General features: G+C 56.4%; 11 protein-coding genes. 5 read left to right on the forward strand and 6 right to left on the reverse strand.

Annotation, left to right across the window (positions count from 1 at the left end; translation table 11 throughout):
* On the reverse strand, positions 1–619 hold a 619-nt coding region (ruvA, locus tag R6T97_RS13325), incomplete at its 3' end, for a Holliday junction branch migration protein RuvA (protein WP_410349785.1).
* Positions 616–1,122 (reverse strand): crossover junction endodeoxyribonuclease RuvC, encoded by a 507-nt coding sequence (ruvC, locus tag R6T97_RS13330; RefSeq protein WP_410349786.1) that lies wholly within the window; start codon positions 1,120–1,122, stop codon positions 616–618. The genes ruvC and ruvA, both read right to left, overlap by 4 nt.
* A gap of 312 nt (positions 1,123–1,434) precedes the next feature.
* Between ruvC and R6T97_RS13335 the strand changes: the two genes are divergently transcribed.
* Complete coding sequence (locus R6T97_RS13335) at positions 1,435–1,641, forward strand: DUF1127 domain-containing protein (RefSeq protein WP_410349787.1); 207 nt, start codon at positions 1,435–1,437, stop codon at positions 1,639–1,641.
* Positions 1,642–1,714: 73 nt separating this feature from the next.
* Here R6T97_RS13335 and R6T97_RS13340 read toward each other — a convergent pair whose 3' ends face one another.
* The 4 genes from R6T97_RS13340 to R6T97_RS13355 all read right to left on the reverse strand — a co-directional run bounded on the left by R6T97_RS13340 (position 1,715) and on the right by R6T97_RS13355 (position 5,086).
* Positions 1,715–2,002 (reverse strand): hypothetical protein, encoded by a 288-nt coding sequence (locus R6T97_RS13340; protein ID WP_410349788.1) that lies wholly within the window; start codon positions 2,000–2,002, stop codon positions 1,715–1,717.
* 154 nt (positions 2,003–2,156) lie between these two features.
* On the reverse strand, positions 2,157–3,041 hold the full coding sequence (locus tag R6T97_RS13345; RefSeq protein WP_410349789.1) for a 50S ribosomal protein L11 methyltransferase: 885 nt from the start codon (positions 3,039–3,041) through the stop codon (positions 2,157–2,159).
* A 113-nt stretch (positions 3,042–3,154) separates the two neighbouring features.
* On the reverse strand, positions 3,155–3,805 hold the full coding sequence (gene msrA / locus R6T97_RS13350) for a peptide-methionine (S)-S-oxide reductase MsrA (RefSeq protein ID WP_410349790.1): 651 nt from the start codon (positions 3,803–3,805) through the stop codon (positions 3,155–3,157).
* A 51-nt stretch (positions 3,806–3,856) separates the two neighbouring features.
* Positions 3,857–5,086 carry an MFS transporter gene (locus tag R6T97_RS13355; protein WP_410349791.1) on the reverse strand — a complete coding sequence of 410 codons (1,230 nt, stop codon included), beginning with the start codon at positions 5,084–5,086 and terminating at the stop codon, positions 3,857–3,859.
* A 223-nt stretch (positions 5,087–5,309) separates the two neighbouring features.
* Here R6T97_RS13355 and R6T97_RS13360 point away from each other — a divergent pair, with 223 nt between their 5' ends.
* From R6T97_RS13360 to R6T97_RS13375, 4 genes are all read left to right on the forward strand, one after another.
* Positions 5,310–7,691, forward strand: coding sequence for a choice-of-anchor F family protein (locus R6T97_RS13360; protein WP_410349792.1), 2,382 nt, complete (start codon positions 5,310–5,312; stop codon positions 7,689–7,691).
* A gap of 205 nt (positions 7,692–7,896) precedes the next feature.
* The gene (gene ccoG / locus R6T97_RS13365) at positions 7,897–9,309 is read left to right on the forward strand and encodes a cytochrome c oxidase accessory protein CcoG (protein WP_410349793.1); all 1,413 of its coding nucleotides are present in this window, start codon (positions 7,897–7,899) and stop codon (positions 9,307–9,309) included.
* Positions 9,309–9,761 carry a FixH family protein gene (locus R6T97_RS13370; RefSeq protein WP_410349794.1) on the forward strand — a complete coding sequence of 151 codons (453 nt, stop codon included), beginning with the start codon at positions 9,309–9,311 and terminating at the stop codon, positions 9,759–9,761. Before ccoG ends, R6T97_RS13370 begins: the two co-directional genes overlap by 1 nt.
* The gene (locus R6T97_RS13375) at positions 9,758–11,905 is read left to right on the forward strand and encodes a heavy metal translocating P-type ATPase (RefSeq protein ID WP_410349795.1); all 2,148 of its coding nucleotides are present in this window, start codon (positions 9,758–9,760) and stop codon (positions 11,903–11,905) included. Before R6T97_RS13370 ends, R6T97_RS13375 begins: the two co-directional genes overlap by 4 nt.
* Positions 11,906–11,966 lie beyond the last annotated feature (61 nt).

An 11,966-nucleotide genomic window follows, 5' to 3' on the forward strand; every position in this document is an offset into this window, starting at 1 on the left:
GCGTCGAGGTATCCGCATCAGGTGCGGCACCCGCCGCCTCTGCGACGGCACTTGCCGCTTCGCCGGGCGCATAACCAAGGTTACCCAAAGCCGAAAGCGCTTCGGCAGAGGCCGTGTTTGTTCTTGGTGGGGCCGTACCTTTGACAGGTGCCGGATCTTCCGTCTCGATCACTGCATCGCCAAGTGCCTCGGTGACTGCACCACCCATCGCCATCACGCCAGGGGCCTTGTCCTTGAGTTCAATCGTGACACGCTGCGCGGTCTTGGGACCAACCCCTTTTGCTTTGGCAAGCGCGTTCCAGTCGCCCAGCGCAATCGCGCGGCTGACGCCATCAGCCCCAAGCGTGCCCAGAATGGCCAGTGACGCCTTGGCCCCGATCCCCTGAACAGACATCAGCAGGCGATGCCATTCCTTTTCGACCAGAGTCGTGAAACCGAAAAGCTGTAAGTTATCTTCACGCACCAGAAGGTCCGTGAACAGCGCGACCGCCGCTCCATTGTCCGGCAGGCCCGCCATTACCCGATCGGAAACATAGACGATATAACCCACGCCGCGCACATCGATCAGGACGTGATCCGTGCTGCGATATTCAAGCCGTCCCGCGATCTTGCCAATCATGCTGTGGCCTTTGCCAATGCAGCGGCAAGGCTGCTTGCAGATTGCACATGGAACGAATGGCAAATCGCGATCGCAAGGGCATCGGCGGCGTCCAGTCCTGCAAGCTTTACGCCCGGCAACTGCACTTTGACCATATGCGCGACCTGCGCCTTATCTGCATGGCCGACGCCAACGACAGCCTTCTTGACGGCATTGGGCGCGTATTCCCCCACAACCAAACCGGCCTGCGCCGGCACCAGCATCGCGATCCCCCGCGCCTGACCCAGCTTGAGCGTACCCGCCCCGTCTTTGTTGACGAAGGTTTGTTCCACAGCCGCCGCCTCCGGCCGGTGCTGTATCAGGACTTCGGTGAGTTGTTGATGCAGCGACAAAAGACGCGCGGCAAGATCATCTCCGTCCGACCGGCAAATACCGTTGGCCACATGACTGATCCGCGAACCTGACACTTCGATCACCCCCCAGCCCATATTCCGCAGACCTGGATCGATGCCTAAAACACGCATTGCTCGCCTCTTTTTCTTGTTCTCTTCATATCGCTAGCACAAAAGGCGAACAAAGACCAAGTGTGTTGGTTTACAGGCACAAGAACGACAATTGCGAAAAAATTGCCGGAATACGTCACCATGACGCCTGAAATCGACACAATTAACCTCTTATAAATTAGGGGTTTGTGGCAAAATACGCACAAAATACAGGCATGTTGAAAACGCATATGACCCTTGTCAAAATGGCACTAGTCAGTGTGCTTTATCCCTCCTAGATGCGCTTCATTAGATCAACGCTGCGTTGGCAGCACAAAAACAAGGAATATGGCCATGGCCTCTTTTGACACCACCCGCCCCGTCACTGGCCTCTCCGCAGGCAAGATCACATCGTTCTTCGTCAACATGTTTGGCGCAGTCGCCGCATGGAACGATGCACGCATCACACGCAATTCACTCTCCAAACTGTCCGCGCGAGAACTGGACGATATCGGCCTGTCCTATGGTGACATCGAAGACATCGCGACACGCGCACGCTAAACAAACGACCGCACAAAAGCGAAAGGCCGCGTTCGCACTGAACGCGGCCTTTTCGTTTGTCTGACAACCCAGCCTATTTTTGTGGCAGTATCATCGCGATTCCGTCAGCGGCCAAAACCGTGACTAGGTCAGGCTGCATCACCCATCCGCCCGCTTGTTCGAGCAAGGTTCCACCCTGCAGCGTCGCGACACGCTCAAGATATTCCGCTTCGCCCAAATAGGCAAAAAGGAACCCTTTGAACAGGAAGCCAAGAAACAGAACTGCCAGCAGACCTTTCAGCGGGAAACGCGGCCGGTAAAGGCGCGGTTTCGCAACAATCAATCCGTCAGAGTTCACGCTTTTCACAACGCCGTTCGCCATTTTGTCATGGCGCCGTACGATACGTTTTAGTCTTTTATCAAATGGGACTTGGGCTTGCACCTATTCATCCTCCGCATACAACGCGTTTACCAATACTACAACTTCGATCAGTTTTACATTTCAAACAAGCTATTCTTCAAGGGCGTAGCGCCATTTAGGCGATTTTAGGCCTGTTTTTTCGCAATATTAGCGTCGTCCAGTCAACAATAACCCGTTTGCCCACAACATTGAAGCCATTCTGCTGATAAACAATGATCACCTCATCGGCCTGTTCATTCAGGATGCCAGATAGAATCGCATAGCCCCCGTCAGCAGAATACGCCGCCATATCTGGTGCAAGTCCGATCAAGGGTGCTTTTAGGATATTGGCAAAAACCAAATCATACGGGCCGCTTTCCTTCAGTTCGGCCGCCCCGAAACCTGCGGCCACGACACAGTCCACACGGTTCTGAAGCCCGTTGCTGATGACATTGGCCTGCGCCACGTCGACAGCGACCGGATCAATGTCGCTGGCCAGAACCGAATAGGGCAGAACCTTGGCAGCGGCCATCGCAAGAACAGCGGTCCCACAACCTACGTCAAGGATTTTTTCGCCCGTGAACCCATCGGACAAAAGTGCGTCGAACGCCTCCAGACAGCCTTTTGTGGTACCGTGATGTCCGGTTCCAAACGCCATAGCCGCGTCAATCAACAGCGGGATCTTATCGTCAGGCACTTTGTCCGCGTCGTGGCTGCCGTACACAAAAAACCGTCCAGCAGGGACCGGTGCCAATTCGCGCTGCACCTTTGATACCCAGTCCTGATCAGGAATATCCGATAGATTGAACGGTTTCGCCAGATGCAAAGCCGACAGAACCGCCAGCGCGCCAGCATCAGGTCTTTCCATGAAATAGGCCGCGACTTCCCATAAGCCTGATCCGTCCTCGATCTCGAACACCCCAACTCCGGTGGGTTCAGGGTCCAGCGTTTCCAGCGCATCGGCCAGTTGATATGCGGCATCTTCGCCCGTGATCGTCGTCAAAGCCGAATAGGTTATCATCGTCTTGCCTTTTGCGTTGGGTCACCAGTCGGGTATGGTGCCGCTTGCCCACCGTCAAGCAAATCTGAATCGGCTGGAATGATCTTCACTATGTCCGGAAAGCCCGCTTGGTGTCAGACCCCGACACCGATCGGACAGGTCACGCCTGTTCCGCCGATCCCGCAGTAACCACTGGGATTTTTCGCGAGATACTGCTGGTGATAGTCTTCGGCAAAATAAAACGTCGGCGCATCGATGATCTCGGTCGTGATCGCACCATAGCCTGCCTGAGAAAGACGCGGCGCAAAAGCTGCCTTTGCAGCTTCGGCAGCAGCCTTCTGCGCTGGTGAATAGGTATAGATACCTGACCGGTATTGCGTGCCCGTGTCATTGCCCTGCCGCATGCCTTGGGTCGGGTCGTGTCCTTCCCAAAAGACCTGCAAGAGTTGTTCATAAGAAATAACGGACGGATCAAAGATCACACGCACCACCTCGTTATGGCCGGTCTTGCCGGAGCAGACTTCTTCATATGTCGGGTTCGGGGTATAGCCACCCGCATAGCCCACCATCGTGGACTGCATGCCGTCAAGCTTCCAGAACATCCGCTCCACGCCCCAGAAGCAGCCCATGCCGAACATCGCCTCATCCATGCCCTCGGGCACTTCGCCAGTCAGCGGGGTGCCGTAAACGAAATGCGTTGTCGCGGTCGGGATCGCGTCGGCGCGTCCGGGCAGGGCCGCATCTTTGGCGATCATTTCGGATTTTGCGCGGGACATGAAAAACATATGAGCCTCCTATCGGTTTCTTTTTAGATATAGCACCGACCGTACGTTTTGCTACTCTGCTGCGGCCAACAAACGGCCCTGAAACACAGTCTCGTGACCGGGGGCCGGATGGCGTGGAATGAGAAGCGATAGCAAAAGCGATATGATCGCCATGCCAGCGGCCATCAAAAAGACCAGACCGGGCGACTGCAACCAGACATAGCCCAAAAGCGCAGGCAAGAATACCGCCGCAATATGGTTGATGGTGAAAGCTACTGCTGCAGTGGGCGCAATATCCCGCGGATCGGCGATTTTCTGGAAATAGGTCTTGATCGCCAGTGCAAGGCTGAAGAACAGGTGATTGATGATATAGAGTGTCGTCGCCAGCACCACACCCCAGCCGAAATAGTGAATCCCGCCATAGGCAAAGAACACCAGACACAGCCCCACATATTCAAAGATCAGCGCACGCCGTTCACCGAAAACTTGCACCAGCTTTCCCAAAAGAGGTGCAGCCAGCATGTTGATCAACAGGGTAAACATGAAAAGCTTGGTAATATCATCGACAGCAAAGCCAAACTGTTCGACCATCATGAAGCCTGCGAAGACCACAAATATCTGCCGTCGCGCACCCGACATGAATTGCAGGGCGTAATAAAGCCAGTACCGCTTGCGCAGGACCATCTTCTTGACCTGCGGATGCGGGGCTTCGAATTGCGGGTATGCCAACAGGCAGACGGTTGCGACAACGACCGTGAAACCGCCAGAAAGCCAGTAGACGATGCTGTAAGTCAGGCCAAAGCGTTCCCAACTGACCACGATCAACATATAGACCACGAGCGTCGCCGCAGAGCCCGCCGACAAGATCCATCCCAACGTCTGCGGGGCTTTCTTTTTATCGATCCATTGCAGTTGCAGCGATTGGTTGACGGTTTCGTAATAGTGAAAGCCGATGGACGACAACATCGTCACGACCAGAATCCCGCTCATGTATGGGAATTGCGCCGTAACCGCCGTCGCCGCCCCCAGCATGATCAGGGCGACAAGCCCCAGAACCTGCTCTCGGATGAACATGATCAGCGCAATCACACCGATTGCAAAGAACCCCGGTATCTCGCGCACCGTATGCAGCCAGCCGATGTCTGAACCGTCAAAGCCAGCGACCTCGATCACGAAGTTATTCAGAAGCGCCGACCACGTGGCAAAGGCCACTGGCATCGCCATTGCCATCACAAACAACAGCGACGTGGGTCTGCGCCAGAGCGGCAGGGATCGGGCATCTTCGAGGCGGACAATTTTCATGCCGGCATCCGTACGCCTACCGCTCACGGAAAGCGAGAGTTTCGTTGACTATGGTGGTTCAAACAGCAGCCGAACCCGCCCCTCTACACGGACGACCAGCCACCAAGAGAAGACATGCGGCTTTTGACATATGTCAATCCCGGAATCGGGACACGCCCTTAACTCTTTAATAATTCCAATCTTGGAATGCGTAGGAATACTTTGAGAGTTAGGGGAAGTTGACATGAGGATACACAATTCGAGGTTTGCCACTGCCGGATCGGTGGCGGCGCTTACGTTGGCCTGCACTGCAGTATGGGCTGATACGCTCCCGGACGACCCGTTGATCGGCACATCAGGCGATGGCATAGTTTTTTCGGACCCTGCGGAAGGGGTGCTTCCACCGGGTGCGAAGGCGGTGACGTTTACCTCTGTGCGCGTGCCGGGCAGTAAGCCGCCCGTGGATGGTGAACCCCGAGAGGTCATCATAACAGATTACACGCTGCTTGATGAAGATGATAATTTTAGCGTTGATTCGCGGAGTGATGCACCCAACTGCCTGATGGCAAACAACCCCGGCATTTATTGCGACTCGCCTCCGGGATCGGGCAAACGGATCAAGACACAACTGACCGGATCTGATCCGTTCGATATGACGTTCCGAACCTCGAATGAACCATATCTGATTACAGATCCCGCCAATGGGACTGTCGGCAGTGTGGTCGACACATCCTCCGTTGATTACTTCACATTCGGCAAGACCTCGAACTTCACCGGTGCGCGGATCACCAGCTTCACGCTTGAGTTGCTGGATGCAAATGGCGACCCGATGGGCGACTTCGCGCTCGGCTCGGAAGACGCGGCGAGTGCGGTGCAGTTCCTGACTGAAACTGCGGGCCTTGACCCCAAGCTCTTGGGTGGCGCCGGTCTACCTGATGGGTTGTTCGGTGAAGGCGGCAACGAGGGCGACATCGGATTCTTCTCGGAAGACAAAGCAAAGCCCACCACTGTGACACGCACAGGTGACACAACCACTTTCGTCGGCATCTCAAGCGGCGGCGATAACGTCTACGGCACTTACTTCGGCGATGCTTTCCTTGACGATATCATGGTCCCTGAAGGGCTGTTTTGGGATGACAACGATAATCCCGATGACGAATCCGCTTTGGTTGCTTGGAACAAGATCGGGGGCGCAGGCGAAGATGGTTGGACCTATGGCAACCTTGCCCTTGCGGATGACACTGACGCACGGTTGGCCGAACTGGCAGCGGCCCTTGGTGTCGACGTCCCCGATTTGGAATATGGCGCCGGCGCCTTGGTTCCCGAGGAAATTGTCGCCGCAGCACAAGCCAACGGGTTGTTCGCCGTCGACGCGATTGAAGATCTGCGCAATGCCAACCTGAACTTCACCATGCGGATCGGCGAAATCGAAGACGGAGAATTCACTTTGCGGATCAATCCAGAGTTTGCAGAGATTGCTGAGGCTGCGGCAGACAGAGGCTCCGAGTACCAGTTCAAGCTTGCAGGATACCTCGATGCGGCTGCGAATGTGCCTTATTGGGATATCGGCAATGCAACAGCTTATCAGGGCGCTATCGAGGACATCCTCTTGTTAGACGAAACCGCGCAAGCTGCGGCGCTGACCAGCACAGGCTTCACCATTGCCCCCGCGTTTTCCGCGATGAGCTTTGAGGGCGCACGCGGTCATGTTGCTGCAATCACTGGGCTGGCCCCTCTTGACGGAGGCGATACAGCAGCTGTCTCGCAAAACACAGGCGCGCAGAACTGGCTGATGGGCGGCAATCTCTATGGCCTTGCTTCACTGGGTGGATCGACCGCGACCTATGACCCGACATCGGGCTCTATCGGCTATGACGTTGATGCGGCATCGTTCACTGTCGGCGTTGAAAGCCGTCTGAACCCGAATGCCTCGGTCGGTATCGCGCTTGGCGGAACATCGGCAACAGCCGAAGCCGCCGATGGCTTTGGTGATGTTGAAACCACGGGCTTTTCCCTGATCGCATTCACGCGCTCTACTTTGGCGAATGGCGCAAGTTTCAAGGCGCTCTTCGGGTATCAGGACGCATCATATGACAGCACCCGCAATGTGCTGGATGCAACCGCAACCGGTAGCACCGACGGATCGCAGACCTTTGGCGCGGTTGAAGCCAGCTATCTGCGTGACTTCGGCGGGTTTGCAGTTGGTCCGATGGCCTCCGTGTCTTTCTATGATGTCACAATCGATGGCTTCACAGAGACCGGCGCAGAGGAGTGGAACCTCACCGTCGAAGAACAGTCGGGCAGCACATTCATGGGCTCTATTGGTCTGAAGGGTGAGTATCTGTTGCCAAGTGCTACAGGGCAGAACCGACTGACCGGCAGTATCGCCTATACCACATTGTCCACCGATGATCTCGTGATCGAAACCGGCTTTGACGGGTTGCCCACCGCTTCATTCCCGATCGAAGGGCGCGACGACGACTTGGTAGATGTGAAACTGGGTTTCGAAAGCCTGATTTCATCCAATACCGCCCGCGATATACGGATTGAAGCTGGCTATGGCGGCTCGTTTGGTGACGACTATGAGCGGCATGGCTTCCAAGTCGGAATGAACGTGCAGTTCTAAGCTATCGCACAAACGAACTAAAAGCCAAAGAGTGGCCCACCATGTGAGGGCCACTCTTTTCAGGTTCAGGGGTCACCATGCGGAAAGGACCTGCGACAGCCCACCGCAGCCGCAGTCCTGCATATCCTTGATCCACATCAAAGATATTCCCGGCCCACTCCTTAAAACCGATCCTGCGAACAGAACTCCAGACTTGCAGGTCCATATGTCCTCTACCGAAAACCAACCGCTTTACGCTGCCCGCGAACCAATCTTTCCGCGGCGCGTCAAAGGCTTTTACCGCAATCTCAAATGGTGGGTGATGGCTGTCACCTTGGGCATCTATTATCTGACCCCATGGATCAGATGGGACCGTGGCCCGAACCTGCCTGATCAGGCGGTTCTGATCGACATGGCGCATCGCCGTTTCTATTTCTTCTGGATCGAGATTTGGCCACATGAGTTCTACTTCGTGGCGGGCCTTCTTATTATGGCGGGCCTCGGCCTGTTCTTGTTTACATCGGCCCTTGGCCGCGTCTGGTGCGGCTATACCTGCCCGCAGACCGTCTGGACCGATCTTTTCATCCTTGTCGAACGCTGGATCGAAGGCGACCGCAATGCGCGGGTCCGCCTGTGGAACGCCGACTGGAGTTTGCGCAAATTCCGCCTGCGAATGACAAAATGGACAGTCTGGCTGCTGATTTCAGTGGCAACGGGCGGTGCTTGGGTCTTCTATTTCGCCGACGCACCAACGCTGGCTGTCGATCTCGCGACTTTCAGCGCTCCTCCCATCGCATGGGCGACCATCGGCGTTCTGACGGCCACGACTTTTGTTTTCGGCGGGTTCATGCGCGAACAGGTTTGCAATTACATGTGCCCCTGGCCGCGGATTCAGGCGGCGATGATGGACCCCGAGACGCTGACGGTGGCCTATCGTGAATGGCGGGGTGAACCGCGCGGGAAAAAGCACGACGATACAACGGGTGACTGCATCGACTGCATGGCCTGCGTGAACGTCTGCCCTGCCGGCATCGACATTCGTGACGGGCAGCAGATGGAATGCATCACATGTGCGCTTTGTATCGACGCCTGTGACGATGTGATGGAAAGGATCGGAAAGCCACGCGGTTTGATCGACTATCTCGCCCTGTCGGATCAGGAGGAAGAGGCCAAGGGCAAGCCCCCCAAGAAGATTTGGCAGCATGTCTTCCGGTTCCGCACCATGCTTTACACCGCAATGTGGGCAGCAATCGGCGTAGGGCTGGTTTTTGCATTGTTCATTCGGGCTGATATCGAAATGACCGTAGCACCTGTGCGCAATCCCACCTTTGTGACGCTTTCTGATGGCACTGTGCGCAATATCTATGACATTCGCCTGTTGAACAAACATGGTGAGGATCGCCTTTTCCACCTGTCGCTCACTTCGGACGAAACCCTGCGCATCGACCTCGAGGGAACGGCGGAACGCAACATTATCGTGCCTGCAAATGAAACATACCTGCAGCGCGTCTACGTCTCGGCCCGCCCGACTGACCCTGCATCAACAATGGATCGTGTCGATCTGCGGTTCTGGGTTGAGGACGTGGAGTCCGGCGAACGCGCATACAAAGACGCAATTTTCAACGGGAGAGCCCAATAATGGCACGTGAATTCACAGGATGGCATATGCTTGGCCTCATGGTTGGCGGCTTCGGAATCATCATTGCGGTCAACCTGACACTTGCATGGAACGCCATCGCAACCTTTCCGGGGGTCGAGGCCCGTAATTCTTATGCTGTCAGTCAAACGTTCCAGGCCGACCGTGCGGCGCAAAACGCGCTCAACTGGGATGTCAGTGCTGATATAACGGACGGTGTACTGACCGTGGACATCCTTGATCATCGCGGCGCCCCCCTGCAAGCAGAGGTCACGCGCGCCATTCTGGGGCAAGCGACAAACGTCAATATGGATACCGTGCCTGATTTCACCTGGACAGGTACGCAATACACCGCTCCTGTCACCATGACAAAAGGCTACTGGAACCTGCGTCTGGAACTGATCGCCCCCGACGGCACCAAGTTCCGCCGGCGTTTTCCGATCACCGCAAAATGAGCGACGCTGCAATCTGTCCGGCCTGTGTGGGCCTGCCTGAGGGGCAGCTTGAAAAAGCGGCCTCGAACGGCACGGCACAGATCGTACTGTCCCTGCCCGGCATCCATTGTGTCGCCTGTATCAATGGCGTCGAACGGGTTTTGCGCGATGTGGAAGGCGTGGCGAACGCCCGCGTGAATCTCAGCATGAAGCGGGTCACGGTTGGTACGGATCAACCGATCTCGCCCGAAGACCTGATCGATACGCTGGAATTGGCGGGGTTCGAGGCGCGTGTTCTTGATACGAGCCTACTTGGCTCTGAAACCGATACCTATGGCCGCAGCCTGATGACCCGCCTTGCGGTTTCGGGCTTTGCCAACATGAACATAATGTTGCTGTCAGTGGCTGTTTGGTCGGGAGCCATCGGTGCCACGATGCATATGTTCCACTGGATCACAGCCATTATTGCGATACCGACGTTGCTTTATTCCGCGCAGCCGTTCTTTGACAGTGGATGGCGATCATTGAAGGCATACCGTCTGAATATGGATGTGCCGATTTCGCTGGCCATTATTCTCGCTTCCGGCATTTCGCTTTATGAGACACTCTATGGCGGGCGACATTCCTATTTCGATGCCGCCGTGACGCTGACCTTCTTTCTGCTCATCGGCCGCTATCTCGACCATCGCAGCCGCAAGGCCGCCGCATCTGCAGCAGCGCAGCTTTCCGCGCTTGAGGTCCCCCGCGTCATGCGCGTGCGCGATGGAGTGCGCCAGATGGTCAACTTTGCCGATCTCGCGATCGGCGATCTGGTGCAGGTTCTGCCGGGGGGCCGTATCCCTGTCGATGGCACGATCACCGAGGGTAGCAGCCAGATAGACCGCTCTCTGCTGACAGGTGAGAGCCGTTTAAGTCACGCCAGCGCCGGGGCGACCGTCACCGCTGGCGAGGTCAACATGACCGGCCCGCTGATGATCAGCGCAACGACCGTCGGCGCGGATACCACGTTGCGCAAGATGGTGACGATGGTGGATGAGGCCGAGGCCACACGCAATCGCTACACCGCTATCGCTGACAAGGCCGCTGCTCTCTATGCGCCGGTTGTGCATCTGTTGGCGCTTCTCGCGTTTGGTGGGTGGATGCTTTATTCCGGCGATGTACGCCTGTCATTGAATATTGCGGTAGCCGTTCTGATCATTACCTGCCCTTGCGCCATGGGACTGGCTGTTCCTGCGGTATCGACCACCGCCGCAGGGCGGTTGTTCCGGGCTGGGTTGTTGGTCAAGGACGGCACCGCCCTCGAACGTCTGGCCGAAGTGGATACCGTTGTTTTCGACAAGACAGGTACGCTGACCATGCCCGCGGCAGCGCGCGATACGCTGGATGCAGAGACACAAAGCATTGCATTGGCCTTGACCCGAAATGCGACCCACCCAGTGTCGCAGGCGATCGCCGCGTCACTCAACGGTGTGACACCTGCCGTCCTGAGCGATCAAGCAGAGTGCGCTGGCAAAGGCTTGAGCGCGCAATATCAAGGTCAGCGCGTCCGGCTTGGCTCTGGCACATGGTTGGGTGCCGGCAACGGGACTTACATTCAGGTGGGTGACAGACCAGCCCAGAAAATCATGTTGCGTTCCGAACTGCGCGAAGGTGCAGCGGCGCTGGTGCGTGGCTGGCAGGAAGCCGGCCTCGACATACATCTGGTGTCCGGTGACGATGCGAACGAAACCGCGAAAATTGCCGCTGCACTGGGAATCGACAACTGGCAGGCCGATACGAACCCTGCGGACAAAATAGCCTATATTGATGATCTGGCGGCCAGTGGCGCAAAGGTTCTTATGGTCGGTGACGGCCTCAACGACACTGGCGCGCTGGCGGCTGCATATGCCTCTGTCTCGCCTGCAACGGCGGCGGATGCTTCACGTGCGGCGTCAGATATCGTGCTTCTCAACGACAGTCTTGCGCCCCTGATCGAACTGCCCCTTGTCGCCCGCGCTGCGATGCGACGGATCAAAGAGAATTTCACGATCTCGACAATTTATAACGTCATCGCAGTGCCAATCGCGCTGGCGGGCTTTGCAACACCATTGATTGCCTCTATTGCGATGTCCGCGTCATCGATTACGGTCCTGTTGAATGCGCTGCGGCTGAAAGGCAAATTATGAATGTCCTCGTTTTCCTGATCCCTGTGTCGTTGATTTTGGGCGGCGTCGGCCTTGCTGCGTT

This window comes from Yoonia sp. (genome assembly GCF_046498525.1).
Taxonomy (GTDB): Bacteria; Pseudomonadota; Alphaproteobacteria; order Rhodobacterales; family Rhodobacteraceae; genus Yoonia.